Annotated in this window: 27 protein-coding genes and 1 pseudogene; 14 read left to right on the top strand and 14 right to left on the bottom strand. The window is 66.2% G+C overall.

The window, feature by feature from the left end; genetic code table 11:
- Positions 1–2: 2 nt before the first annotated feature.
- The 4 genes from AC1DS3_RS08535 to AC1DS3_RS08520 form a co-directional block, all read right to left on the bottom strand.
- Positions 3–419 (bottom strand): VOC family protein, encoded by a 417-nt coding sequence (locus tag AC1DS3_RS08535; protein WP_477127009.1) that lies wholly within the window; start codon positions 417–419, stop codon positions 3–5.
- A 58-nt stretch (positions 420–477) separates the two neighbouring features.
- Entirely contained in the window at positions 478–1,014 is a 537-nt protein-coding gene (locus AC1DS3_RS08530) for an SRPBCC family protein (RefSeq protein ID WP_441639745.1), read from the bottom strand.
- A 76-nt stretch (positions 1,015–1,090) separates the two neighbouring features.
- A complete protein-coding gene (locus AC1DS3_RS08525) occupies positions 1,091–1,504 on the bottom strand; it encodes a YciI family protein (protein WP_441639744.1) in 414 nt (137 codons plus the stop codon).
- 190 nt (positions 1,505–1,694) lie between these two features.
- Positions 1,695–2,048 (bottom strand): YciI family protein, encoded by a 354-nt coding sequence (locus AC1DS3_RS08520; protein WP_441639743.1) that lies wholly within the window; start codon positions 2,046–2,048, stop codon positions 1,695–1,697.
- A 215-nt stretch (positions 2,049–2,263) separates the two neighbouring features.
- Here AC1DS3_RS08520 and AC1DS3_RS08515 point away from each other — a divergent pair, with 215 nt between their 5' ends.
- From AC1DS3_RS08515 to AC1DS3_RS08490, 6 genes are all read left to right on the top strand, one after another.
- A complete protein-coding gene (locus AC1DS3_RS08515) occupies positions 2,264–3,781 on the top strand; it encodes a hypothetical protein (RefSeq protein ID WP_477127008.1) in 1,518 nt (505 codons plus the stop codon).
- 32 nt (positions 3,782–3,813) lie between these two features.
- Positions 3,814–4,902, top strand: coding sequence for a helix-turn-helix domain-containing protein (locus AC1DS3_RS08510; protein WP_441639741.1), 1,089 nt, complete (start codon positions 3,814–3,816; stop codon positions 4,900–4,902).
- Between the two features lie 124 nt (positions 4,903–5,026).
- Positions 5,027–6,262 carry a SpoIIE family protein phosphatase gene (locus tag AC1DS3_RS08505; protein ID WP_441639740.1) on the top strand — a complete coding sequence of 412 codons (1,236 nt, stop codon included), beginning with the start codon at positions 5,027–5,029 and terminating at the stop codon, positions 6,260–6,262.
- Between the two features lie 28 nt (positions 6,263–6,290).
- Positions 6,291–6,860, top strand: coding sequence for a SiaB family protein kinase (locus AC1DS3_RS08500; protein WP_253930976.1), 570 nt, complete (start codon positions 6,291–6,293; stop codon positions 6,858–6,860).
- A 29-nt stretch (positions 6,861–6,889) separates the two neighbouring features.
- On the top strand, positions 6,890–7,279 hold the full coding sequence (locus AC1DS3_RS08495) for a DUF1987 domain-containing protein (protein ID WP_441639739.1): 390 nt from the start codon (positions 6,890–6,892) through the stop codon (positions 7,277–7,279).
- Between the two features lie 7 nt (positions 7,280–7,286).
- A complete protein-coding gene (locus AC1DS3_RS08490) occupies positions 7,287–8,024 on the top strand; it encodes a GGDEF domain-containing protein (RefSeq protein WP_441639738.1) in 738 nt (245 codons plus the stop codon).
- A 78-nt stretch (positions 8,025–8,102) separates the two neighbouring features.
- Here the strand turns inward: AC1DS3_RS08490 and AC1DS3_RS08485 are convergent, their stop codons facing one another.
- The 4 genes from AC1DS3_RS08485 to AC1DS3_RS08470 form a co-directional block, all read right to left on the bottom strand.
- Complete coding sequence (locus tag AC1DS3_RS08485; RefSeq protein WP_441639737.1) at positions 8,103–9,071, bottom strand: ABC transporter substrate-binding protein; 969 nt, start codon at positions 9,069–9,071, stop codon at positions 8,103–8,105.
- A 20-nt stretch (positions 9,072–9,091) separates the two neighbouring features.
- Positions 9,092–10,201, bottom strand: coding sequence for an LLM class flavin-dependent oxidoreductase (locus tag AC1DS3_RS08480; RefSeq protein ID WP_441639736.1), 1,110 nt, complete (start codon positions 10,199–10,201; stop codon positions 9,092–9,094).
- A gap of 201 nt (positions 10,202–10,402) precedes the next feature.
- The gene (locus AC1DS3_RS08475) at positions 10,403–10,780 is read right to left on the bottom strand and encodes a c-type cytochrome (protein ID WP_477127007.1); all 378 of its coding nucleotides are present in this window, start codon (positions 10,778–10,780) and stop codon (positions 10,403–10,405) included.
- Positions 10,781–10,857: 77 nt separating this feature from the next.
- The gene (locus tag AC1DS3_RS08470) at positions 10,858–11,247 is read right to left on the bottom strand and encodes a hypothetical protein (RefSeq protein WP_441639734.1); all 390 of its coding nucleotides are present in this window, start codon (positions 11,245–11,247) and stop codon (positions 10,858–10,860) included.
- Positions 11,248–11,567: 320 nt separating this feature from the next.
- Here AC1DS3_RS08470 and AC1DS3_RS08465 point away from each other — a divergent pair, with 320 nt between their 5' ends.
- Together AC1DS3_RS08465 and AC1DS3_RS08460 are read left to right on the top strand one after the other, a co-directional pair.
- Positions 11,568–12,311, top strand: a complete 744-nt coding sequence (locus AC1DS3_RS08465) for a hypothetical protein (RefSeq protein WP_441639733.1) — start codon at positions 11,568–11,570, stop codon at positions 12,309–12,311.
- A 271-nt stretch (positions 12,312–12,582) separates the two neighbouring features.
- Positions 12,583–13,437, top strand: a complete 855-nt coding sequence (locus AC1DS3_RS08460; RefSeq protein WP_441639732.1) for a hypothetical protein — start codon at positions 12,583–12,585, stop codon at positions 13,435–13,437.
- A gap of 37 nt (positions 13,438–13,474) precedes the next feature.
- Here the strand turns inward: AC1DS3_RS08460 and AC1DS3_RS08455 are convergent, their stop codons facing one another.
- The 3 genes from AC1DS3_RS08455 to AC1DS3_RS08445 all read right to left on the bottom strand — a co-directional run bounded on the left by AC1DS3_RS08455 (position 13,475) and on the right by AC1DS3_RS08445 (position 14,546).
- Positions 13,475–13,861 (bottom strand): hypothetical protein, encoded by a 387-nt coding sequence (locus tag AC1DS3_RS08455; protein WP_441639731.1) that lies wholly within the window; start codon positions 13,859–13,861, stop codon positions 13,475–13,477.
- Entirely contained in the window at positions 13,833–14,234 is a 402-nt protein-coding gene (locus AC1DS3_RS08450; RefSeq protein ID WP_441639730.1) for a hypothetical protein, read from the bottom strand. The genes AC1DS3_RS08455 and AC1DS3_RS08450 overlap by 29 nt, the downstream gene beginning before the upstream one ends.
- Positions 14,235–14,306: 72 nt before the next feature.
- Positions 14,307–14,546, bottom strand: a complete 240-nt coding sequence (locus AC1DS3_RS08445; RefSeq protein ID WP_441639729.1) for a lysozyme inhibitor LprI family protein — start codon at positions 14,544–14,546, stop codon at positions 14,307–14,309.
- Positions 14,547–14,707: 161 nt separating this feature from the next.
- Here AC1DS3_RS08445 and AC1DS3_RS08440 point away from each other — a divergent pair, with 161 nt between their 5' ends.
- Genes AC1DS3_RS08440 through AC1DS3_RS08415 form a run of 6 tightly spaced genes read left to right on the top strand, consistent with a single transcriptional unit; the run spans position 14,708 to position 21,651 of the window.
- The gene (locus AC1DS3_RS08440; protein WP_441639728.1) at positions 14,708–16,138 is read left to right on the top strand and encodes a leucyl aminopeptidase family protein; all 1,431 of its coding nucleotides are present in this window, start codon (positions 14,708–14,710) and stop codon (positions 16,136–16,138) included.
- 35 nt (positions 16,139–16,173) lie between these two features.
- The gene (locus AC1DS3_RS08435; RefSeq protein WP_477127006.1) at positions 16,174–17,763 is read left to right on the top strand and encodes an ABC transporter substrate-binding protein; all 1,590 of its coding nucleotides are present in this window, start codon (positions 16,174–16,176) and stop codon (positions 17,761–17,763) included.
- Between the two features lie 16 nt (positions 17,764–17,779).
- Positions 17,780–18,745 (top strand): ABC transporter permease, encoded by a 966-nt coding sequence (locus AC1DS3_RS08430; RefSeq protein ID WP_441639726.1) that lies wholly within the window; start codon positions 17,780–17,782, stop codon positions 18,743–18,745.
- 7 nt (positions 18,746–18,752) lie between these two features.
- On the top strand, positions 18,753–19,703 hold the full coding sequence (locus AC1DS3_RS08425; RefSeq protein ID WP_441639725.1) for an ABC transporter permease: 951 nt from the start codon (positions 18,753–18,755) through the stop codon (positions 19,701–19,703).
- Positions 19,700–21,427, top strand: coding sequence for a dipeptide ABC transporter ATP-binding protein (locus AC1DS3_RS08420; RefSeq protein WP_441639724.1), 1,728 nt, complete (start codon positions 19,700–19,702; stop codon positions 21,425–21,427). The genes AC1DS3_RS08425 and AC1DS3_RS08420 overlap by 4 nt, the downstream gene beginning before the upstream one ends.
- Positions 21,428–21,474: 47 nt before the next feature.
- Complete coding sequence (locus AC1DS3_RS08415) at positions 21,475–21,651, top strand: hypothetical protein (RefSeq protein WP_441639723.1); 177 nt, start codon at positions 21,475–21,477, stop codon at positions 21,649–21,651.
- 89 nt (positions 21,652–21,740) lie between these two features.
- Here AC1DS3_RS08415 and AC1DS3_RS08410 read toward each other — a convergent pair whose 3' ends face one another.
- The 3 genes and pseudogenes from AC1DS3_RS08410 to AC1DS3_RS08400 all read right to left on the bottom strand — a co-directional run.
- Entirely contained in the window at positions 21,741–22,511 is a 771-nt protein-coding gene (locus AC1DS3_RS08410) for a ferredoxin--NADP reductase (protein WP_477127005.1), read from the bottom strand.
- Positions 22,512–22,746: 235 nt separating this feature from the next.
- The gene (locus AC1DS3_RS08405; RefSeq protein ID WP_477127004.1) at positions 22,747–24,633 is read right to left on the bottom strand and encodes a family 2A encapsulin nanocompartment cargo protein cysteine desulfurase; all 1,887 of its coding nucleotides are present in this window, start codon (positions 24,631–24,633) and stop codon (positions 22,747–22,749) included.
- A pseudogene (locus AC1DS3_RS08400) lies at positions 24,608–24,854 on the bottom strand (hypothetical protein); the annotation flags it as partial. The gene AC1DS3_RS08405 and the pseudogene AC1DS3_RS08400, both read right to left, overlap by 26 nt.

Raw genomic sequence — 24,854 nt, 5'->3', positions numbered from 1 at the left:
TTTCAAGCCGCGCTGGTCGCGCCGGGTGCCGAGGGCTCCATATACACCAACTCCCAGATATGCCCGTCGAGATCATCGAACCCGTGCCCGTACATGAAGCCGTGGTCCTGCGGCGCGCGCGGCGCCGTTGCGCCGCCGGCCACGGCTTTGGCGACCAKGGCGTCCACCTCGGCGCGGCTCTCGCAGGAGATGCAGATCAGCACTTCGGTGCTCTCGGTGGTATCGCACAGCTTGCGGGTGGTGAAGGTCTTGAAGAATGCATGCTTGAGCAGCATCGCGTGGATGTTCTCGCCGATAACCATGCAAGCGGCGTCGTCGTTGGTGAACTGCGGGTTGAAGGTGAACCCCAGGCCCTTGAAGAAATCCTGCGAGCGCTGCAGGTCGGCCACGGGGAGGTTCAGGTAGATTTGCTTATGCATGATTCGTCCTTGGATTCGATTTCGCGTGATTGGATGGAGGCTCGGCGGGTTGCCCCGCTCAACGGGCCACCGGCGCCTCGGCCAGCGTCTTCAGGTTGACCAGCCCTTGCTCGAAATCCTTGCCCACCATCTTGTCCATATTGAAGACCAGGTGCACCAGCTTGGCAAAGTACGGCACGGCGCCTTCCATCGACCATGTCACCTTGGTGGCATCGGCCTGCGGCCTGAGCGTGAATTCGGCGATGTTGTGCGCCTCGAACGGCTTGATGAAATCGAGCCGCATCGTGACCTTGGCGGCCGGCACGGTTTGGACGATTTCCATGCTGCCCACGCCTACCTTGTCGCTCTCCCAGGCGTAGGCGGCGCCCTGCCCGCTGCGCGTGGCGCCGTAGGTGCCCTTCAGGGACGGGTCCTTCTTTTCATAGGGATTCCACTGGTTAAAGTTGTGGAGGTCGTTGATGAGCGCGAACACGCGCTCCGGCGGCGCCTTGACGCTGGCGCTGCGCTCAACCCGGAAGGTATCGGGCCGCGTGGCGGCGTAGATCAGCAACAGGGCAATGGCGGCGAATGCGGCGAGCAGGATGGGCTTGAGCATGGTGTCGGGATCCGGCAAAGGTTGGGGTGGGCTCGGGTGTGATCGGGTGGAATCGGGTGATCGTGGGATGGTTGGCTCAGTGCTGGCCAACGTCCAGGTCGCGAAAGCGCTCCACCGCAGGGCTCGGCGCGAAGTCCTCCAGCTCGAACAGCTGCCGTACCTCGATCTCRCCGTCGGCCATATCGCCATGCGGCGACGGGAAGCGCCGCGCCCATTCCATCGCTTCCTCGCGGCTGCGCACCTGGATCAGCGTGTAGCCCGCCACTATTTCCTTGCTTTGCGCAAATGGCCCGTCGATGACGGTGCGCTGACCGCCGGCATAGCGGATGCGCCAGCCGGCGGAAGTGGGCTTGAGCCCGGCGGCGTCGAGCAGCACGCCCGCCTTGGCCAGCTGCTCGTGATACGCCGCCATCGCGGCGAAGAGGCTTTCGTCCGGCATCGCGCCGGCTTCACTGCCTTGCGTGGCTTTCACCAGGATCATGAATCGCATCGCGGTTCTCCTTAGCTTGAGGTGGCTGGTTGTCGGTGGTGAGCCATGGCGGCGGCACGCCGCTGCCATCTCGTTGACTCTTACCGGTACGACGAACCGCGCGCCGCCAGATCGACATCCTGTGCAAAAAAACCCGCAAACCAAGGGTAACTACCTAGATGAAGCCTTGCATCCCCATCCGCTTGCAGCCTTACAGGAAGCAAGGCCCGACCTCGCGGACCTCCACGGTGCACCATGCCGCGGCGGGACACTCGGCGGCGATGGCAATGGCCTCGTCCTGCGTGGCGCAGTCGAGCAGGAAGTAGCCGCCGATCATTTCCTTGGCCTCGGCAAAGGGGCCGTCGAGCAGGTCGCGGCGGCCTTCGCGCACCTGCACGCGCACGCCCTTGGCCTGCGACGTGAGCGAGTTGACGCCCAGCAGCAGCCCGCGCTCATTCAGGCCTTCGGCAAAACGCTGCATGCTGGCGTAAGCCTGGCGCCCTTCTTCCGGGGAACGCTCGGTGCGCTGGCCAACGGGTTCGACGATCAGCAACATGTACGACATAGGGTCTCCGCTTTGTTCTGCGCATTTTTGGGAATGGATTACCGCCCACATCCTGCACGCCTCGGCCGCCGGCCGCAAGCGGCCGGTGCGCCACATATGGACGGCAGAAATGCTTGGCCGTTAATTGCGATGATCGAACGTTCGCCAGCCATGRCCTATCCGGGCGGACAGTTTAATATGTCGACCTTGCGCCACCCGGCACCCAACACCTTCCCATGACCGCATCGCGCCAGCCAACCAACCATCCCTCGTACTTCATCGAGGGCGACACCGTGATCTGGTCGCACAACGACCGGCCGCTCTGGGCCAAGGACGGCAGCCCGCTGCCCATTGCCCATCCGCAGGCGTTCCGCTGCATCGCCGGGCGCTGGTTCACCGACGGCGAGCACGTCATCGTGCAGGCCCAGCAAGGCAGCGGCGCGGCCTGGTACTACTTCTACCGGATCGAAAACGCCGACATCGCCACCTTCGAAGTCCTCAACGAGCGCTACGCCCGCGACGCGCGCCAGGCTTACTTCATTACCGGCAAGACCATCCGCACCCGCAGCCCGCAGGCCTTCCGGCCGCTGGTCTACCAGGACTGGCGCTGGCCGGAGAACGGCCCGCTGGAGCCGGTGACCTGCATGCATGACTACTACGCCGTGGACGCCGAGTCGGCCTACTTCAACGGCAAGCGCGTAACCGGCGCGGATGGCGCCACCGTGGTGGGCTTGCCGGGCAACTACATTGCCGATGCCGGGCATGTGTATTACTTCGGCCAGCGCATCGAAGCCGACCGCGCCAGCCTGGTGGTAGCGCCCAGTGGCGACGGCCCGCTGCGCATGACCGACAAGCTCGGCCCCATCGACAACGGCCAGCGCATGACCGCGCTCGACCACTGCCAGGTGGAGCACTGGCGGGACTTCTTCACGGCCCTGCCCGCGCTGCAGGACTACTGGTGGCACCGCCTGCAGGCGCCCGCCACGCCAGCCACGCCGGCGCAAGAAGTGGAATACGACGGCCATCGCCTCGCCGGGCTCGATCCCGCCACCTTTGCCGCGAGGGAAATGCCCGTTGGCCACGGCCTGACCGGCGTGTTCTGTGGCGATGCGCATGGCATCCACTGGCTGCACCGGTACGCCGACGACCCGTGCGAGCTGACCTTGCTTTCCTCGCGCCCGATATCCAGCCTGGAAACCTTGGGGGATGGCTATCTCAGCGACGGCGTCACCGTGTTCTACGCGCCGAACCATTATCAAACGCCGCAAGCCCTGCGCAAGGTCGATCCCGCCGGGTTTACCGTGCTGCACGGCCCGTGGGCCCGCGATGCCAGCCGTGCCTTCTATCGCGGCAAGGCCAAGAAAGGCGTGAACCCGGATGCCTTGCGCATCGCAGGCTGCTACGCGTGGGACGACGCGCAATTGTTCTGCGACGACAAGCCGCTCACGGTAGCCGTGCCGCACGATACGCTGCAGGTACCGCACCCTGGCTTCCTGCTGGCCGGCGACCAGTTGTTCTTCGGGCGCCGGCCGGTCTCGGCCAAKCGCGTGCATCTGCCCACACTGGAGTTCCTTGACGCGGACTTTGCGCGCGACCGCAAGCACGCCTATATCATTGGCTATGTGAACCTGGTCGCCATCGACGGCGCCGATCCGGCCAGCTTCCGCGTGCTGGAAAACGGCCGCGCCGCCGATGCGGTGCGCGAGTACGACGCGGYCGCACTGAAGCAAGCGAGCGCACCGGCAACCGACTAGCCGCTGAACCTCATCGGTACAATGGCTCGGACATGGGACGCGAGCTATTTCCTGACCCCGATGCCATCATGACCCAGGCTTATTCAGAAACCGTCAGCCGGATCCTTGCTGCCCATCTGCAAAGGCGTGTCCAGCCGGCTGCGTCCGCCTGCCCTGCCGCCACCCCGCCGCTGATCGTGCACCAGCATTTCACCGTCGCGAACGAGGCGGTGGCGCTGCAGCTGCCGGCCTGGCGCGACTATGTCGGCCGCATACTCGATGTCCCGGTTTCGCGCGCGCAGGTTGCCGGCGGCTTCCGGGGCGAGCTCGATACCTATGTGCTCAAGGACCTGACCTACCTGGACAGCCGCACCGATCCGGTGGGCCAGATTCGCACCACCGCGCGCATCTCCACCGACAGCGTGCGCGACTACGTCTTCCATGTGGCCGTGGACGGGATCGCCGAAACGGTGACGGACTTCACCCGGCAGCGCAAATCGGCCCAGTTCGTGCCGGGCATCCTGGCGCTCGACATGAACCAGCCGATGCACATGCACCGCCCCACGCGCGCACGGGTGCTGGCCTTCTTCGTGCCGCGCGCCGCGGTGGAGGCGGCCATCCCCGATGCCGAGTCCATCCATGGCCGAGTGGTGACCTATACCTCGCCGCTGACGCGCCTGATCTTCGATCACGTGACGGCGCTCTGCCGCAACCTCCCGGCACTGTCCGAGGCCGATGCGGAAAAAACCATCCGCGGCTGCGCGCACCTGATCGTTGCCGCATTCGGCAAGCAGGCGCGCCTTGCCGGCAACGCGCGCGCGGCCGCCCGCGCCGCCATGCTGGAGCGGGTGCAGCGCTACGTGCAGGCCAATCTGCACCAGGAGAACCTCTCGCCCGAGAGCATCCTGCAAGCGTTCGGGCTGCCGCGCCCAACCCTGTACCGGATGTTCGAGCACGAAGGCGGCCTTGGCGCGTATATCCGCAACTGCAGGTTGCGCTCGGCGGCCGACGATCTCCTGCGCCTTGCGCACATCAGCATCGGCGAGATCGCCTATGGGGCCGGCTTCAACAGCGCCTCTGACTTTACCCGCGCCTTCCGCCGGGCCTACGGCGTGTCCCCGAGGGATTTCCGGGGATTCTGAGCGCTGGCGACGGCGCCAACGGCCACGGGATGCAACAGGACGGGCCGCATGCGCCATATGTCACGTAACCGTCATGCGCGCGCCATACAATCGGCGGCTTCCCAATAGTCCGAATGCCCTGGCGATGCCTGACGTTCCGGTTGACTCACACTTGGCTCGTTCCCGCTTCCGGCAGCCCTGTGCCGAGGATCTCTGCGTCACCACGCCATCGGTGACCACGGAACAGAACAACCAGGAAGTCCTCGATGTGTTCGGCAAGCACCGGGACCTTGCCAGCTTGCCGGTGACCGAGAACGACACGCCGATCGGCCTGATCAATCGCGCGATCTTCATGTCGCAGATGAGCAAGCCCTATCACCGTGAGCTGTACAACCGCAAGAGCTGCATCGCCTTCATGGACAAGGAGCCGCTGGTGGTCGATGCCGCGATGAGCATCGAGGCCCTGACCTTCAAGGCGGTGGAGTATGGCGAAAAAGCACTTGCCGACGGCTTCATCATCGCGCGGGACGGCCGCTTCCTTGGCATCGGGCATGGCTTGCAGCTGATGCGTGTGGTCGCGGACATGCAGGCCGAGAAAAACCGCCAGATCATGCACAGCATCGACTACGCCAGCACCATCCAGCGCTCGATGCTGCGCCCCTCGCGCGAGGCGCTGGCCAGGACGCTCGGCGACGCGGGCCTGGTGTGGGAGCCGCGCGATGTGGTTGGCGGAGATTTCTATCACTTTGCCGCGTTCGAGGACGGCTGGTTTGCCGCGCTGGCCGATTGCACGGGCCACGGCGTACCGGGCGCGTTCCTGACCCTGATCTCCTCGTCCATCCTGATCCAGGCCATCGAGCAGCGCGGCCCGCGCGACCCCGGCGCGCTCCTGATGGCGGTGAACCGCGGCATCAAGCAGATGCTCGGGCAGCTCGATGGCGATGATGAAACGCCTGGCTCGAACGACGGCATGGATGCGGCGTTCTTCTGGTTTGACAACGCCAGCCGCCGGCTCGTATTCGCCGGCGCCAAGAGCGCCTTGTTCGTGCTCCAGCCCGGCGAGGAGGAAGGCGAGATCGTGGACGGCGAGCGCATGGGTGTCGGCTATGTGGATACCGACCTGGACTTTGCCTGGCAGAACCGCCTTATCCAGACCCAGCCGGACAGCGTGGTGTTTGTGACCACCGATGGACTGATCGACCAGATCGGCGGCCCCAAGGAAATCGCCTTTGGCAAGCGCCGCATCCGCGAAGCGATCCGTGGCAGCCGGCACGCCTCGGCGGCGCAGATCAACGAGGCCGTGCTGGACCAGTATCGCGCGTGGCAAGGCCATCACCGCCGCCGCGACGACCTCACGTTTTTCTGCTTTCGTGTTCAATAGTCCTGCAATGGCCTGCTATAGCACTGAGATGAACGGTAATTCGATTGACCATGAATATGGGCCATTCTTTGAAATGGCCCGGGAACGCAACGTGATCTTCTACTACGTCGGCTACTTTTCCCAGAACATCATCGCGGCGATGTCCGATGCGGTGCGGCTGCAACTGACGGTGAGCGGCGTCGACGGCTCGACCCGGCGCAAGCTGTTCTCCTCGTTCGTGGAGATGGCGCAGAACATCGTCCACTATTCGTCCGACGCGCTCACGCCGCCCACCCAGGACACCAACCAGCTGCGCCATGGCTCGGTGTGCATCTGCATGGTGGAAGACCGCTACCGGCTGATGTGCTCCAACCCGGTGGCGATCACCCGCGTGGGGCAACTGCGCGCCGCGCTGGAACCATTGCGCACCATGACGCTGGACCAGATCAAGCAGGCCTACAAGGAAACCATGCGCGCCGAAGCGCCGGAAGGCAGCAAGGGCGCCGGCCTGGGATTCCTGACGGTAGCCCGCGATGCCAGCGCGCCGCTGGAGTACAGCTTCCAGCCCATCGACGCAGACCCGGTATCGACGATGTTCTTCCTTACCGCCACCATCTGAATCACTGAACGGGATCGAAAGGGAAACTGATGGAAAACCTGTTCATAGCCGCCACACCGACCTCGCCCGAGGTGAGCTTTGATTTCAAGCAGCACACGCTCTGCCTCAAAGGCGAATCCTATCCGGAGAACGCCGCGGTGTTCTACGGCGACGTGATCCTGCGCCTGCGCAAATACCTGGCGGCCTGCGAGGACACCGAAGTCACCGTGCACGTGGCGCTGACGTACTTCAACAGCTCCAGCACCAAGGTCCTGTTCGGCATGTTCGACGCCATGAACGATGCGGCCGACAAGGGCAACCGGGTCATCGTGCACTGGTATCACGACGTGGACGACGACACGATCCTGGAATTCGGCCAGGACCTGCACGCCGACTTCCCCGCCATCGATTTCCTCGACCACGCCACCACGGCGAGCTGACCCGCGCATGTCCGAGCCAGATCTCTTCGAGTCGGAAACCAGCGTCCTGGCGGGCGCCAGGGCAGTATTCGGCAATCCCGATGCCGGTGCCCAGGCATACCGCGACACGCTGGGCGAGCTGATCGGCTACTACGAGCGGCTGATGCGCGAAACCCGGCGCCTGATACGGCGCAGCGACCGCGAAGAGCTGGAAATGAACCGGCTCAACCATCGCCTGCAGGACCTGGCCCGCGAGCTGGAATTCCGCGCCACGCGCGACACGCTCACCGGCGCGCTGAACCGCGGCGCCATCATCGAGCGGGCCGGCGCGGTGCTGGCCGGGGATAGCCTGGCGTTGATCGTGCTCGACATCGATCACTTCAAGCGGGTCAACGACTCGATGGGCCACCCTGTAGGCGACACCGTGATCCGCGGCGTCGTCGACTGCCTGGAGCGGTCGGTGCAAGGCACGGGCGTCATCGGCCGGGTGGGCGGCGAGGAGTTCGCTGCGCTGCTGCCGGCGCGCGCGCTGGACGCCGCTGTCGAACTGGCGGAGCGCATGCGGCTGCATATCGAGCAGCATGTGTTTCCGGTCAAGGCTGGGCTGCAGGTGACAGCTAGTTTCGGCGTGAGCTGGAGCCCCCCTGGGACGAGCTTCGAGCAGGCCTATGCGCGCGCTGACGAGGCGTTGTATCAGGCCAAGCGAAGCGGGCGTAACCGGGTTGTCAGTTTGCTGGAGGGCGAGCTGGTGGTGCCGTTGCATTGAGGCGCCGCGCCGGTCGCGTTCACGCAAAACGAGAAGCCACAACATGCCGCGGCGCGCTCCACGGCCCCTGCGGCCCGCTCAGCTCACCGGGTTGGCCTGCACCGCCAGCGGAAAACCGGTATCGAACGTGGTCCGCACATCCAGCCGCTGCTTGAGCAGCCCTGCCTTCAGGTAGAAATCCGCCGTGCGCTGCTGCTCGGCAATCACTGCCGCATCGATGTTGCGCCACTGCGTACGGCGCCGCTCGAACTGCAGCCGCGCGGCCTCCGGCGGGATGCCGATGATGCGCGCCAGCGCCGCGGAGAAGCCGTCCACATGCTGGTACGACCACACCTGGGCGCGCACCACGCGCTGCAGGAAATCKCGCAGCACCTCGCGCTTGGCGGCCAGCGCGCTGTCCGTCGCCGCCAGATAGCTCAGGCCGGACCACAGCCCGCGCCCGCTCACCAGCACGCGTGCATGCCCGCTGGTCTCGGCCAGCGCAGTGTACGGCTCCCATGTGGCCCACGCATCGATCGAGCCGTTGACCAGCGCGAGCTTGGCGTCCGCCGGCGGCAGGAAGCGCAGGCTGGCGTCCTCGGGCTTCAAGCCGGCCGATTCGAGCGCCTTCAGGGCGACGAAGTGACCAATGGAGCCACGGTTGGTGCCGATGTTCTTGCCGCGCAGGTCTGCCGCCGTCTTCAAGGGCGAATTGGCGCGTACCAGCACGGCAGTGCCGAACGGGTCCGAGCGGTTGGCGCCGATGATCCTGATCGGCGTGCCGGCGGCCAGCGCGAAGATGGCGGGCGCATCGCCGATCGGGCCGGAATCCACCGCGCCGGCGTTCAGCGCCTCGGCCAGCGGCGCGGCGGCGGGAAACTCCGTCCACTGGATGTCGTAGGCCAGGCCCTTGAGTTCGCCTGCGCTTTCCAGCAGGGCGCGCAGGCCGCCCTTCTGGTCGCCGGCCTTGAGCACGGGGCGGCCCTGGGCCGACACGGAAAACGGCAAGGCGCCGCTGGCCGCCGCCAAGGCGCCATAGCGCAGGAATTGTCTTCGGGATGCCGTCATAATGCCGCTCGCCATCCCCTTCAGGCTGCCTTGCGGCCAGCACCGGAACCAGCGCCGGCCGCGGCCTCGCGCTGCGCCACCAGCTCGCGCACGCGGGGAATCAGCGCGCGGCCGTAGTCCACCGCATCTTCGAGCGGATCGAAGCCGCGGATCAGGAAGGTGGTCACGCCAAGGTCGTAGTAGTCCAGCAGCGCGTCGGCGACTTGCTCCGGCGTGCCCACCAGCGCGGTGGAGTTGGAGCGCGCGCCGGTGAGCTTGGCGATCTCCGTCCACAGGCGCTTGTCCACGCGCGGCCCCCTGTCGGCGGCGGCCAGCAGGCGGCGCGCGCCTTCGCTTTGCTGCGGGCCGCCCTGCCCCAGGCCAGCCGCCTCGCGCAGGCGGCGCGTTTCTTCGAGGATGGCATTGGCGCGTGCCCATGCCGCCGTCTCGGTTTGCGCCAGGATCGGCCGGAACGAGACCGAGAAGCGCACCTGCCGCCCATGCGTGGCCGCCTCGGCGCGTACCCGCGTGGTGATGTCGCGGACCTGCTCGAGCGATTCGCCCCACAGTGCGTAGACATCGGCATGACGTCCGGCGACTTCAATCGCCGCGTCCGAAGCACCGCCGAAGAAGATCGGCACGTATGGCTTCTGGGCCGGCTTCACTTCGGAGAAGCCCTGGGTGAAGCGGTAATACCTGCCTTCGTGGTCGAACGGCTTGTCCTGCGTCCAGATGCGCCGCAGGATGCCGAGGTATTCGTCGGTGCGCGCATAGCGCTCGTCATGGCTGAGGAAATCGCCGTCGCGCTGCTGCTCGGAATCGGAGCCGCCGGAGATGAAGTGCACGCCAAGCCGGCCACCGCTGAACTGGTCGAGCGAGGCAATCTGCCGGGCCGCCAGCGTGGGCGCGGTAAAACCCGGCCGGTGCGCCAGCATGAAATGCACGCGCTCGGTCACGGCAGCCGCATAGGCAATGGTGAGCGTAGCGGACGGGCCGGTGGAGTGATGCGGCACCAGCACGCGGTCGAAGCCGGCGTTCTCATGCGCTTGCGCAAACGCCCGCACATAGTCGCGATCCACGACCGGTCCGCTGGCCGGATGGATCTCCGACTGCTTCTGGCTCTGGATCATGCCAATGATTTCCACGCTCATCGTAGGCTCCTGTTCCTGGTTTGCGATGATTTGAAGCGGCCGCGCGGGAGATGCGCGCCGTATCGCCAAGACATGAACATACGCCGAGGATGGGCGATCCTTAAAGGAAGAAGAACGAGTGAAGATATGCGGTTTTGCGCGGTAGCCCGCAGCGCGGCTGACCTGGCGCTTAGATTTCCGTGCCCACCCCTCATCTCAAAATCATCGATTTTTTKAAATCACACCACTCATGTATTGATTTAAATCGCGCAGATCATTAATCCTCCAAGGGTACGGCGATAGCTTTACGCCATTCTCTTTCAAAGTTCTTGGAATCAAGTCTCCATTTGGACGAAGTATTACCGATGATACAATAACGCCCGGATATTCATTTAGCCGTTTTTTGAAAGCGGATGTTGTAAGATCAGGCGTAGGAGGATTGCTCTTATTAGCCAATGGTCCCGTTCCTTTGAGATCTACTCCATGGCACATGGCACATCTCTGTGAATAGAGATTTTTCCCATTGACATTATCCGCGAAGGATAGTGATGCTTGAGTTAGCGATAAAATTCCCAGCGAAGCGATGAATAATATTTTCATTTTTCCTTGTTGTATAAATCAGATCTGATTAAGGGGGCGATTTAGCGCCCCCTCCTCTTGATTGACGCGGCCTCTGATTAGCCGGCAGCCGCGCTCTTCAACCCGTCCGACACGCCTTGTGCCGAGTCTTTGCACCACTGCCTGGCGCCGAGCGGGCTGTTTTCAATCCCATCTTCCTTGCCGTCCGGCATCAGCACGTTACCGCGCAGCCCCGCGGCCTCGCTGGCCTCGCCACCGCTTGTATCTACCCCGGGGATCCCCGCGATCAGGCTGACCATCTTCCTGGCGTTCTTGACACTGTCGGCTTTCAGGAAGCCCTTCCCGACACAGTAGCTGGTGAGGCCGGCGACGTTGCGGGACATGTCATACATGCCCTTGAGCACAGCCGGGTCTGCTTGCGCATGCGCCGGAGCGGCAAGCACGATCGTGCTTGCCGCCATCAGGATTGCCGATATCTTCTTGTTCATCGTTCTCTGTGTTTCCCATCATTGGTGCCCGGCTTCAATTAGCCGGCTTTGCCAAGTATACTTGCAGTCACATCAGGCTTCATGGCCTGCCGTTAAATCGGACCCTTCAGGGCTCGCTTTCTTATTGACCGGACTGACAATCCCTACCTTTTTCCTCGCTCTGCATGGCTCTTCGATTTCGTCCCGTCCCCCGCGCTTTTTCGGCCTTGCTTCTCTGCGCCGTCGCCGCCTCGCCCCATGCCCTGGCCAATGAATACGTCCTGGTCCCGATCACCGGCAGCGAGCAGGAGACCAGGGAGGCTTCCGCGCTGGAACCAGCCGTGGCCCGATTCGCCGGCCTGGCTTCCGGCTCCTATTACTGGGAGGATGGGCTGCTGGCCGAACAACTGCTAACCGGCCTGGCATCGCGCCCGGACAGGTTCGAGCAGGCGCTGCCCGGTGGCCAGCGCCTGCTGGCGTCGCGCCGGGAGTTTTCCGACGGCGCCGAGCGCGCGGCCGTGCTGGTCGACGCGCGCGGCGACGTGCTGGCCGCGGCGCTGGTGCACCGGCAGTGCGGCAAGGAATCCATCTGCCAGGACAGCCAGCATGCCGTGCTGTCGGTCTTCCTGCGGCCCGGCTTCGGGCGCGCACAGGCGCAGCCGCTGGTCGCGTGGAGCCAGGATGTGCCCAAGGCGCTGAAGCTTGGCAGGGGCGAGACGATCGCCACGGTGGAGACCATCACGCTGGATGCCAGCCGCACTGGCGCCAGCCCGGTCCAGCGCCCCACGGGATTCCCACCGCAGGTGCCGCTGTACCCGAGGGCCATCCTCTATCGCACCGGGCAGAATGCCTTGAGCGACGCCCGGGCCAGGCGCGTGGTGCGGCTGCAGACCACCGATAGCATTGAGCAGGTGCTGGCCTTCTACAAACGGTTGTCGCCGCCGATGGGGCAGTTGGAGACTGGCAAGAATGACAACAGCGGCTACGTGAGCGGCAAGCGCAAGGGCGTGGCGTTTTCCGTCGAGGCGCAGCGCAATGAGCACTTCCCGAGCCTCACCAACGTGGAGGTGGAGATCGCCGACTGACCGCGGCGAGGACGATGCGGGAGTCATTTCAAGCCGGTCGCCGCCGTTGCCGACGGCCCCGCTTCGATCGCCCCAGCATTACCAAGTATACTTACGGTCACATCGGGCTTCGCAGCCTCCCGTCAAAACGGACCCTGCCGAGCCCGTTTCCTTGTTTATCGGATTGCCGGATTGCCGGATTACCGGACTGACAATCCCTACCATTTTTCCTCTCCTTTTTCCTTTCCGCATGGCTCTTCGATTTCGTCCCGCCTCCTGTGCAGCGCTGGCATTGCTGCTTTCCACCCTCGGCGCCGCGCCCCTTGCCCTGGCCGCGGATGCCGTCCTGGTCCTGGACACCAGCCACCAGCAGGAAACCCGGGAAGCCCCCGCGCTGGATCTCGCCATCACCCGGTTTGCCGGCAATGCGTCCGGTACTTACTATTGGGAGGACGGCCTGCTGGCCGAGCAGATCCTGTCGGGGCTGCAGTCGCGCGCCAACCGGGCCCAGCAGGAACTGCCCGATGGCCAGCGCGTGCTGTCGTCGCGCCGCCAGCTATCGCAAGGCGCCGAACGCGCGGCCGTGCTGGTAGACGAGCGCGGCGACGTGCTGGCCGCGGCCCTGGTGCACCGCGAATGCGGCAAGAATGGCTGCCAGGACGACCAGCACGGCCGGCTGTCCGTCTTCCTGCGGCCCGGCCTCGATCGCGCCAAGGCTCAACCGCTGGTGACGTGGAGCCAGGACGTGCCCGAAGACCTGGAGACCGACCCCGGCGAGAAGATCGCCAAGGTGGAGACCATCACGCTGGATGCCGCCAACACCACGGCCAAGCCGGTCAAGCTCCCCAAGGGATTTTCGCCGCAAGTGCCGCTGTACCCGCGGGCCATCGTTCATCGCACCGCGCAGGATGCGCTGAGCAACGCCAAGGCCAAGCGTGTGCTCAGGCTGCAGACCACCGACAGCATCGAGCAGGTGCTGGCCTTCTACAAGCAACTGACGCCGCCGCTGCAGGATGCCGCGTCCGACCTGGAGGGCAACACCGGCTTCGTGGTGGGCAAGCGCAAGGGCGTGGCGTTTTCCGTCAACCTGAAGGAGGACAAATACTTCCCGACCATCACCAACATGGAGGTCGAGATCGGCGAGTGATCCGGCTGCCGGGCGGCGAGCGGCGGCGAGCGGCGGATTACATGCCGTTGTCGCCCTCCACCTTGCCGATCGACGCCTTGATCCCGACAGCGGTGCGCAAGCCCTTGACGGAATACGTTTGCGTTTGCGCCTGCGCTTGGTCCTCCGGCATGCGCATCCACAGTTGCGCGAACAGCCCGTCCTTGGGTGAATAGCCGCCAAACCAGTCGACCAGTTGCCCGACGTAGCACTGGCGCCCCACCCAGACGGGCATGTCTGCCACGATTTCAAAGGTGTAGTGGCCCGGGCCGTAGCTGTAGTAGACGCCGCGGTCATCGCCCTTGACGGTGTCCGGAACCGGGCAAAGAGGCTTGTCCATGGTGCCGGCATCACGGGCCACCGCGCTGCTCGCCTGCCTAAGCGCGCGCGTCAGGGCGGCATGCAAGGTGCTGTCCAGCGTGGTCGATGATCAGATCGCGCTGGCCGTCGCCGTCGATTTCCATCAGCGTGTAGGAAGCGTTGCCGTTCTCCCCGCCGCCTTCGATGCCCGAGGCCAGCAAGGCGCGCCATTCGTCGCTGGTGACGCCTGGGGGGCGTGTCGCCGGGAAATGCGCGTCGTCGCCCGTTTGCTTGTCTTCTTTCACGTTGGCGAACGTTGTCATGCCCGTCTTGATGCGGATCGCATCGAGGGCCTTCTCTAGCGGGAACACCGGCTCGGTCTTGCGCATGGCTTCCACCGCCTGGCGCAGGTCCTCCAGCGCCTGCCGGTCCACGCTGTCCGGCTTGTAGGCGGCGGCTTCGCGCAGCTGCGCCCGCAATGCCGCAAGGCGCTCGTCATATCGTGCCTTGATGCAGCGCTTGTCCGCGCCACACTGATCCCGGGTCTTCAGCTACGCAAGCTGGGCTTGCCGTAGCGCGGCGCGCTGCGGGGCCTGGGCGCCGGCGAGCTTGCCATACACGGCCGAGAGCTTGCCGTCGAGCTTGCGCAGATCCGCATCGGCGCAGATCGCGACCTCCGTGCCGCTCGCCGCGCGGTCGCATTGCATGCCGGCCTGCGCAGCCTGTGCGGCAGGGACATACAGCGCCAACAAGGCGACCAGCGACGAGACATTCCTGATGTTTACATTCACAACGCGCGTTCTCTTCTGAGTGGTTCCAGCCTGGAAAGGCAAGCAGGCACTGCCCCCTCAACAAGCGAATATGKAAGCGCAATATGCTTCTTTGTGCCGATGCGCACCGGCCGGTAGTCTAGCAAGTCCTTGTTCATGGCAAGCCCGCCGCTACCTGCTCTATGCCTCAAAGCTTCTCCGCGCTGCCCGATGGGGCCATCCCGCTCCACGTGGCGGCACCGCAAACGCTTGCGGCCTTGCTGGAACAACTGCCGCCGGTGCAAGCACAGTGGGCACGCGCAACCGGCTTCGTCCCGTTGCCTGGCAAGACCTTGTTGCTGCCGGATGCCGATGGCGCGCTGGCGGGCGTGATCGTCGGCGCCGATCCGGCCCAGCCGTTGTGGCAACTGGCGGGCCTGCCGAAGCAGTTGCCGCCAGGGCGCTATGCAATCGCCGCCGCGCAGGATGAACCGCCGCTGGCCGCGCTCGGCTGGGCCATCGGCGCCTTGCCCGCGCGCTGGGACGACACGGTGGACGACACAGTGGACGACGCGGCGAGCGGCGCTCAAGACCTCGCGCAACTGGTCGTGCCACAGGCCACGCAGCAAACCCTCCAGCCCCTGGCCACAGCCATCGGCCTGGTACGCCGGCTGGTCAACACACCGGCCAACGTCCTCGGCCCCGCACGCCTGTCGGACGCAGTCCGCGCACTGGCGCAGGCGCATGGCGCCGAGTTCCGGGAATGGATTGGCGACGCCCTGCCGGATGCGGGCTTCCCGCTGGTCCACGCCGTCGGCCGCGCGGGCGCCCAAGCGCCGCGCGTGGCCACGCTGCATTGGGGCGACCCGGCTGCGCCGCGCGTGGTGCTGGCCGGCAAAGGCGTGTGCTTCGATTCAGGCGGGCTGGATATCAAGCCGGCGCAGGGCATGCGCTGGATGAAGAAAGACATGGGCGGCGCGGCCCACGCCATTGCGCTTGCGCAACTGGTGATGCAGGCGCGCCTGCCCGTGCGGCTGACCCTGGTGGTGCCGGCCGTGGAAAACGCCATCGGCTCCGGCGCGCTGCGCCCAGGCGATGTGATCCGCGCTGCCAATGGCACGTCGGTGGAAATCGAAAACACCGATGCGGAGGGCCGGCTGGTGCTGGCCGATGCCCTGCATCACGCGCTGGGCGAGCGGCACGCGCCCGCCGCCATCGCCATCGACCTGGCCACGCTGACCGGCGCGGCCCGCGTGGCGCTTGGGCCGGAGCTGCCMGCGCTGTTCAGCAATGACGATGCCCTTGCCGCCGACCTGCTCGCGCAGGCCCAGCGGCTGGCCGATCCGCTGTGGCGCATGCCGCTGTGGCAGCCCTATCACGCCATGCTGAAATCGTCGTTCGCGGATACGCAGAATGCCGCCGCCGCGCCGCTGGCCGGCGCCATTACCGCTGCCCTGTTCCTGCAGCGCTTTGTCCCGGACGGCACGCCCTGGCTGCACCTGGACCTGTACGCCTGGAACCAGGACGACCGCCCGGGCCGCCCGCGCGGCGGCGAGGCGCAGGGACTGCGCGCGCTCTTCGGCTTGCTGTCGCAGCGCTTTCCCGCGGTTGCCGGCAAGCCCATGCATTCCTGATTACAAGACAACCACCGTAAGTGAGAACAACAGACATGATCCAACGACTGGCGCTGGTCGCCACCCTGGCCGCCGTATTRCTGGCCGCTCCCGCGCTGCACGCCGAAACCCTGCGCTGGGCGCGCTCGGCCGACGCCTCCACGCTGGACCCGCACGCCGTCAACAACGGGCCCAACCACAACCTGCTGCACCAGGTCTATGAGCCGCTGATCATCCGCACCGCCGATGGCAAGCTGCTGCCCACGCTGGCCACCTCGTGGCAGCGCACGGACGACCCCACGGTATGGGAGTTCCAGCTGCGCAAGGGCGTGAAGTTCCACGATGGCAGCGTGTTTACCGCCGACGATGCGGTGTTCTCGCTGTTGCGCGCCAAGTCGCCCACCTCGGACATGAAATCGCTGCTGGTCTCGATCACCGAGGTGACCAAGGTTTCGCCCTTCGTCATCCGCATCAAGACCGCTGGCCCCAACCCGCTGCTGCCCGACAACCTGACCAATATCCAGATCCTGAGCGCGGCATGGTCAAAGTCGCACAACGTGGAGCAGCCGCAGAACGCCTCGGCCAAGGAAGAGACCTACGCCACGCGCAATGTGAACGGCACCGGCCCGTACACGCTGGTGTCGCGCGAGCAGGACGTGCGCACGGTGCTCAAGCTCTTCCCGCAGTACTGGGGCCGCGGCCAGTTCCCGCTGGAGATCGACKAGCTGGTCTACCTGCCGATCAAGTCGCCCGCCACCCGCGTGGCCGCACTGCTCTCCGGCGAGGTGGATTTCGTGCAGGACCTGCCGATCCAGGACACGGCGCGGCTGCGCGCCGACCCCAAGCTGCGCGTGAACCAGGCAGCGGAAAACCGTGTGATCTTCTTCGGCCTGAACGTGGGCAACGCGCCCTTGAAGTACTCGGACGTGAAGGACCGCAACCCGCTGGCCGACCGCCGCGTGCGCGAGGCGTTCCAGCTCGCCATCGACCGCAACGCCATCAAGACGGCCGTGATGCGCGGCTTGTCGGTGCCGACCAATATCATCGCGCCGCCGTTCGTGCATGGCTATGACAAGGCCTTCGACGTGGTCGGCAAGCCCGACGTGGCGCGCGCCAAGGCGCTGCTGGCGCAAGCAGGCTATCCCAACGGCTTCGGCATCACCCTGCATTGCACCAACGACCGCTACCTCAACGACGAAGCCATCTGCCAGGCCGCTGCCGGCTTCCTGGGCCGCATCGGCATAAAGACCACGGTGGTCTCGCGCCCGCTGGCGATCCAGACCGCCGCCATCAACAACCTGGATACGGACTTCTACCTGTATGGCTGGGGCGTGCCGACCTACGACTCGGCCTACATCTTCGACTACCTGGTCCACACGCGCGGCAAGAACGCGCGCGGCGCCACCAATGCCACGCGCTACAGCAACCCGGAGCTGGATGCGAAGATCGTTTCGCTCTCTAGCGAGGGCGACCAGAAGCAGCGCGACGCCACCATCAAGAGCATCTGGGCCACGGTGCAGAAGGAACTGGTCTACCTGCCGCTGCACGACCAGATCCAGACCTACGCCATGGTGCGCAAGTTCGACATCCCGGTGAACCCGTCGAACACGCCCTACTTCAAGCTGTTCAAGCTGGCGAAGTCGTGACAATGGGCGCGCGCTGATGCTGGTCCACCTTCTCCGCCGCCTTGGCCAGTCGCTGCTGGTGCTGCTGGCCGTGTCCTTTATCGCCTTCCTGGTGTTTCGCCATATCGGTGACCCCACGGTCAGCCTGCTGGGCGAGGATGCCTCGATCGAAGACCGCCAGGCGCTGGTGGCCGAACTGGGCTTCGACCGGCCCGTGCCGGTGCAGTACGCGCGCTATCTCGGCAACGTGCTGCATGGCCAGTTCGGCATCTCGTACCGGGTCAAGCGGCCGGTGACGCAAGTCATCCTGGAGCGCGCGCCTGCCACGCTGGAGCTGGCGCTGGTGGCGGCGGTGGTCGCCGTGCTGGGCGGCGTGGCGCTGGGCGTCTACACGGCGATACAGCGCGACGGCTGGGCCAGCCGCGCGCTGATGACGGTGTCGCTGGTCGGCGTCTCGCTGCCGACCTTCCTGATCGGCATCCTGCTGATCAACCTGTTTGCCGTGGAACTGCGCTGGCTGCCCTCGTTCGGGCGCGGCGACACCGTGGCCGTGGGCGGGTGGAACACGGGCCTGCTCACGCGCTCCGGCTGGGCCTCTCTGGTACTGCCGGTGGCCACGCTAGGCCTGTTCAAGCTGACGCTGATCATGCGCCTGGTGCGCGCGGAAATGATGGAAGCGCTGCGCACCGACTACGTGCGCTTTGCCCGCGCGCGCGGCCTGCCCGAGCGGCGCATCCACTACGGCCACGCGCTGCGCAATACGCTGATCCCGGTGGTCACCATCACCGGGCTGCAGCTCGGCTCGCTGATCGCCTTCGCCATCGTCACSGAGACGGTGTTCCAGTGGCCCGGCGTCGGGCTGCTATTCATCTCGTCGATCCAGGCGGTGGACGTGCCAGTGATCGCCGCCTACCTGCTGATGATCGCGGTGCTGTACGTGTGCATCAACCTGGCGGTGGACCTGGTCTACCTGCTGGTGGATCCGCGCCTGCGCCATGCCTGACTCCGCCATGAACCCAATGCAAAACGCCCCCGCTCCAGCCGCCCCGGCGCAAAACCGCTGGCGCAATGCCGAGTCGCCCGTGGTGCGGGCGCTGGCGCGCTCGCGTACCGCGCAATTTACCGTGCTGCTGCTGGCGCTGCTGGTGCTCGCCGCCCTGTTCGCGCCCTGGCTGGCGCGGCAGAACCCCTTCGATCCCGCCGGGCTGGAGTTGCTCGATGCCTTCACGCCACCTTGGCAGCATGGCGCGTCCGGCGCGTTCTATCCGCTTGGCAGCGACGACCAGGGGCGCGATATTTTTTCCGCCATCCTCTACGGCTTGCGCATGTCCCTGCTGGTGGGCGCGGCGGCGGTGGCGCTGTCGCTGGCCATCGGCGTCACGCTTGGCCTGGTGGCCGGCTATGCCGGCGGCTGGTTCGATACCGTGGTGATGCGCCTGGCCGATGTCCAGCTCACCTTTCCGGTGCTGCTGGTGGCGCTGCTGATCTTTGGCATTGCACGCGGCATCCTGCCCGCTGGCTACCGCGACGAGATGGCGCTCTACGTGATCGTGACCGCCATCGGCCTGTCGGAGTGGGTGCAATACGCGCGCACCGTGCGCGGCGCGGTGATGGTGGAAAAGCACAAGGATTACGTGCTGGCGGCCCGCATCATCGGGCGCTCGCGCACGGCCATCCTGCTGCGCCATATCCTGCCCAACCTGCTGGCGCCGGTGCTGGTGATCGCCACCATCAGCTTTGCGCTGGCGGTGGTGGCGGAGTCCACGCTGTCCTATCTGGGCGTGGGCCTGCCGCCCACCCAGCCCTCGCTGGGCACGCTGATCCGCGTTGGCCAGGGTTTCCTGTTCTCCGGCGAGTGGTGGATCCTGCTATTCCCCGCGCTGGTGCTGCTGGCGCTGGCGCTCTCGGTCAACCTCGCGGGCGACTGGCTGCGCGACGCACTCAACCCCAAGCTCCAATGACCAAGATGCCTGTAAACCTGCCCGTCCTCAGCGTGCGCGGCCTGTCCGTGGCGTTCGACTCCTATCGCGGCACGGCGAACGTGCTCGATGACGTGTCCTTCGACATCGCCCCCGGCGAAATCCTGGGCGTGGTGGGCGAATCCGGCGCCGGCAAATCGATGACCGGCAATGCCGTCACCGGCCTGATCGAGCCGCCCGGGCGCATCAGCGCCGGCAGCGTGACGCTGCGCGGGGAACGCATCGACACCTTGCGCGGCGAAGACATGCGCCGCATTCGCGGCAAGCACATCGGCATGGTGTTCCAGGACCCGCTGACCAGCCTCAACCCGGTCTGCACCATCGGCCGCCATCTCACCGAGACCATCCGCACCCACCTGCCGCTATCGCCCGCGCAGGCACGCCAGCGCGCGCTGGCATGGCTTGCGGACGTGGAAATCCCCGACCCCGCCACGCGCTTCAACCAGTACCCGCACCAGTTCTCCGGCGGCATGCGCCAGCGCGTGGCCATTGCGCTGGCGCTGTGCGGCGAGCCCGAACTGCTGATTGCCGACGAGCCCACCACCGCGCTCGATGTGGTCGTGCAGGCGCAAGTGATCCAGGTGCTGCGCCGCGTCTGCCGYGAGCGCGGCACCGCCGCCATGCTGATCACCCACGACATGGGCGTGATCGCCAAGGCCGCCGACCGCGTCCTGGTGATGTATCAGGGCCGCGTGCTGGAGACCGGGGCGGTACGCGACATCCTCGACCACCCGCGCGCGGCCTACACGCGCACGCTGATGGCCGCCATTCCCTCCGTGCACCAGCGGCTGCACCGCCTGCCGGTGCCGGAGGAAGGCGCCGTGGCGCCGCTGCCGGCGCAGGCATCCCGCCCTGAGCCCAAGCAAGACGCCGCGCCACTGGTGCAGGTGCAGGGCCTGGCGCGCGACTTCGATCTCTCCGCCGGCTGGCTGCTGCGCACCCTCGCGCGCCAGCCGCGCAAGGTGCTGCACGCGGTACGCGACGTCAGCTTCGCCATCCCGCGCGGCACCACCTTCGGGCTGGTGGGCGAATCCGGCTCGGGCAAGTCCACCGTGGCGCGCATGATTGCCGGCCTGACCCGGCCCGGCGCGGGACGCATCAGCATCCACGGCGTGGACCGCTGGGCGGACCGCCAAGCCGCGGCCACCCTGCCCGGGCGCTTCCAGATGATCTTCCAGGACCCGTACGCCAGCCTCAACCCGCGCTGGCGCATCGACCGCCTCATCGCCGAGCCGCTGCAGGCGCTGGGGCTCAGCAAGAGCCCGGAAGACACCGCGGAACGTGTGGCGCAGGCCCTGCGCCGCGTGCGCATGTCGCCGGACGCCGGCCGGCGCTATCCRCACCAGTTCTCCGGCGGCCAGCGCCAGCGCATCGCCATCGCCCGCGCCCTGGTCAGCCACCCTGACTTCCTGATCTGCGACGAGCCCACGTCATCGCTGGACGTCTCGGTGCAAGCCCAGGTACTCAACCTGATGCGCGACCTGCAGGACGAACTCGGCCTGACCTACCTGCTGATCAGCCACAACCTGGCGGTGATCCGCCAGCTGTGCGACCAGGTGGGCGTGATGCAGCACGGGCGGCTGGTCGAAGTCGGGCCGGCGGATGCGGTCTTTGCCGCACCCCGGCATGGCTATACGCGCACGCTGATGGCTGCGGTGCCGGATGTGGGGCGGGAACGGGGGGTGCCGGTGGTGGCGGTGGCTTAGTGGCGGCGCACTGGGTGAGTGGCGCTCGTCAGCGAAGGAACGCAAGCATGACGCAAGAGAGACATGACAGGACGCGTAGATGGCACGGGCGTGCGGGCACCGCCGCCGGCGCTGCGGGGCTCTGTCTGTCGCTGGGGACGGAACTGGCGTGGATACAGCTGGGGGGTGTCTTCCTGACCACCCTGGGAATTCACTTCTGGGTGATGTCCCGCCAGCGGGATTGAGCGATCACCGGGGAACCCCGGCGATCGTCATGGCTTTCGCGGCCTTCATCGCGCTAAGGCGCCATGTGCCGCGCTACGTGCCGGAACGCTTAGCCAACAAATGCCTTTTCAAGCACAAAGTGGCCCGGCGCACTCATATTGCCTTCCGTGAAGTGCTGCTCGGTCAACATCGCGCGAATGTCCTTGAGCATGTCCGGGCTGCCGCACAGCATGATGCGGTCGTTCTCCAGCGAGAACGGCTCCACGCCCAGGCGCTCGAACAGCTCGCCGTTGGCGATCAGGTMGGTGATGCGGCCCTGATTGTCGAACTCTTCGCGGGTCACGGTGGGGAAATAGACCAGCTTTTCGCGGATCAGCTCGCCCAGGTGTTCGTGCTGCGGCAGGTGTTCCTGGATCAGCTCGCGGTAGGCCAGCTCCTCGACGAAGCGGCAGGTGTGGGTCAGCACGACCTTGTCATAGCGCTCGTACACTTCCGGGTCGCGGATGATCGACAGGAACGGGGCCAGGCCGGTGCCGGTGGCCAGCAGCCACAGGGTCTTGCCCGGCAGCAGGTTGTCGACCAGCAGCGTGCCGGTGGGCTTCTTGCCGACGAAGATCTGGTCGCCTTCCTTCAAGTGCTGCAGGCGCGACGTCAGGGGGCCGTCCGGCACCTTGATGCTGAAGAATTCCAGCGTTTCCTCGTAGTTGGCACTGGCGATGCTGTAGGCACGCAGAAGCGGACGACCGTTCACTTCCRGGCCAACCATGGCGAACTGGCCGTTCTCGAAGCGGAAGCCGGGGTCGCGGGTGCAGGTGAAGCTGAAGAGCGTGTCGGTCCAGTGGTGGACGGAGAGGATGGCTTGCTGGTTGAGATTGCTCATGAATAAGGCGCTGTATGCGCTGGATGGCGCCGGCGTCGATGGCCTGTTGTGGCCTGATACCAAAGGCTTGGCGGTAGCTTGCCGGTTGCGTTCAACAAGGCGGGCTCCGGTCCGAAGGCTGGAAGACGCGCCGATCAAGGTGAGAAGATAGCGGATTTTAGAAGAAAACGCAGGGCGCGTCCCGATTMATGCATATTCAGGGGGGTTATCCGCCCCACGCCCCGCGTTTTCAGGCTCAACGGCGCCCCGAAAGCCGCCTGACCACCGAAATCAGCCGGTCCACCTCGTCCGTGGTGTTGTAGAAGGCCAGCGACGGCCGCACCGTGGCCTCCACGCCAAAGCGGCGCAGGATGGGCTGGGCGCAGTGATGCCCGGAGCGCACGGCGATGCCTTCCTCGTTGAGCGCGCGGCCGACTTCCTCGGTCTCATAGCCCTTGAGCACGAAGGACAGCACGCTGGCCTTGTCGCGCGCCGTGCCTACCAGCCGCACACCCGGGATGGGCTGCAGCAGGTGGGTGGCGTACTCCAGCAGGTCGTGCTCGTAGCGGGCGATATTCTCGATGCCTACCCGCTCCACATAGTCCAGTGCGGCGCCCAGCCCGACCGCATCGGCAATGTTGCCGGTGCCGGCCTCGAAGCGGTTGGGCGGCGGCTGGAACACGGTGCGCTCGAAGGTCACGTCGGCAATCATGTTGCCGCCGCCTTGCCAGGGCGGCATGGCCTCCAGCAGCTCGCGCTTGCCGTAGACCACGCCGATGCCGGTGGGCCCGAACACCTTGTGGCCCGAGAACACGAAGAAATCCGCATCGATGGCCTGCACGTCCACCCGCATGTGCGAGACCGACTGCGCGCCGTCCACCAGCGCAAGGGCGCCGGCGCGGTGCGCCAGGTCGACGATCTCCTTGACCGGCACCACGGTGCCCAGGGCATTCGAGACCTGGGTCACGGACACGATCCTGGTGCGGTCGTTGAGCAGCCGGCGGTACGCATCCAGCAGCACCTGCCCGGAATCGTCCACCGGAATCACCCGCAGCCTGGCCCCGGTCTGCGCGGCAAGCTGCTGCCACGGCACGATATTGGCGTGATGCTCCAGGTGCGAGACGATGATCTCGTCGCCCTCGCCCACGTTCTGCGCGCCCCAGGTCTTGGCGATCAGGTTGATCGCCTMGGTGGTGCCGCGCACGAAGATGATCTCGTCGGGCGAAGACGCGCCGATAAAGCGCTGCACCTTGCTGCGCGCGGCCTCGTAGGCATCCGTGGCGCGCCCGGCCAGTGCATGGGCGGCGCGGTGGATGTTGGAGTTCTCGTGCGCATAGAAGTACGAGATGCGGTCGATCACCGACTGCGGCTTGTGCGTGGTGGCGGCGTTGTCGAACCACACCAGTTGCTTGCCGTTGACGCGCTCCTGCAGGATCGGGAAATCGCGCCGGATGGCGTTGACGTCGAACGGCACGCGCGCCGAGGACGAAGCCCACGGCAGCGTCTCCTCTTGCTCGCGCCCATAGCCATAAGCGCCCGGCCCTTGCTGCGGCAGATGCAGCGAGAGCGGATCGCCGAGCGTGGCGATCTCGCGCAGGCTCGACGCGCCGCCATGCCCGTCGCGGCCCACGCCCTCCAGGAAGTAGTAGGCAGGCGCGGCCGATGACTGCGGCGACGGCGCCGCGGCATGCGGCACGCCCAGCGCCTGCCCGCCGAAGCGGCTTTCCACCGCGGGCGCCACCGTGGCTACCGTGTCGGGCAGGCCATTCTGCGCCACCGAGGCCGGCCGCAAGGCCGGCGCGCGGTTAGGCAGCAAGAGCACATGCGTAGGCGCGGCGGGCAGCAGGTTGGCGCCGGGCACATGGCCCTGCGGGATCGCCGCGCCCGGCACGCCGGTGCCCGTGCCGCCAGGACCCGCCACCGGCGAACCCGGCGGCGCCGGGTTGTTCACCACGGGCAGCGACTGCGCGGCAGCCGGCGATGTCCCCGGCAGGGCCGAGAAAAACGCCCCCGCCAGGCGCGCCAGCACCGCCGGATCCGGCAGGCCGGGCGGCACCGAAGGCGCACCCGGCAGCGCGGCCGACGGGCTGGCCGGCGGATTCGACGGACTCACCGGATTACTTGTAGGTGTCAGGATAGTCATGGTACTTGCCGATCTCCACGTCATCGAGAACCGCCAGCGCATCCGGAGCGTGCACGGCCAGCGAGCAGTACAGCGAGATCAGGTACGAAGCGATAGCCTGGTCGTTGATGCCCATGAAGCGTACCGACAGGCCCGGGCCCTGCTCGCCCGCCACGCCCGGCTGGAACAGGCCGACCACGCCCTGGCGCTTGTCGCCCACGCGCAGCAGCAGGATCTTGCTC

Source organism: Cupriavidus sp. 01L46, from assembly GCF_056399905.1.
Note: the sequence above shows the minus strand (reverse complement) of the source record. Positions and strands in the feature narration are given on the sequence as shown.

Coding starts and splice junctions, on each gene's coding strand:
- AC1DS3_RS08530 (WP_441639745.1), bottom strand. CDS start 1,014: ATGCTCAAGCCCATCCTGCTCGCCGCATTCGCCGCCATTGCCCTGTTG.
- AC1DS3_RS08520 (WP_441639743.1), bottom strand. CDS start 2,048: ATGTCGTACATGTTGCTGATCGTCGAACCCGTTGGCCAGCGCACCGAG.
- AC1DS3_RS08510 (WP_441639741.1), top strand. CDS start 3,814: ATGGGACGCGAGCTATTTCCTGACCCCGATGCCATCATGACCCAGGCT.
- AC1DS3_RS08505 (WP_441639740.1), top strand. CDS start 5,027: ATGCCTGACGTTCCGGTTGACTCACACTTGGCTCGTTCCCGCTTCCGG.
- AC1DS3_RS08500 (WP_253930976.1), top strand. CDS start 6,291: ATGAACGGTAATTCGATTGACCATGAATATGGGCCATTCTTTGAAATG.
- AC1DS3_RS08495 (WP_441639739.1), top strand. CDS start 6,890: ATGGAAAACCTGTTCATAGCCGCCACACCGACCTCGCCCGAGGTGAGC.
- AC1DS3_RS08490 (WP_441639738.1), top strand. CDS start 7,287: ATGTCCGAGCCAGATCTCTTCGAGTCGGAAACCAGCGTCCTGGCGGGC.
- AC1DS3_RS08480 (WP_441639736.1), bottom strand. CDS start 10,201: ATGAGCGTGGAAATCATTGGCATGATCCAGAGCCAGAAGCAGTCGGAG.
- AC1DS3_RS08470 (WP_441639734.1), bottom strand. CDS start 11,247: ATGAACAAGAAGATATCGGCAATCCTGATGGCGGCAAGCACGATCGTG.
- AC1DS3_RS08425 (WP_441639725.1), top strand. CDS start 18,753: ATGAACCCAATGCAAAACGCCCCCGCTCCAGCCGCCCCGGCGCAAAAC.
- AC1DS3_RS08415 (WP_441639723.1), top strand. CDS start 21,475: ATGACGCAAGAGAGACATGACAGGACGCGTAGATGGCACGGGCGTGCG.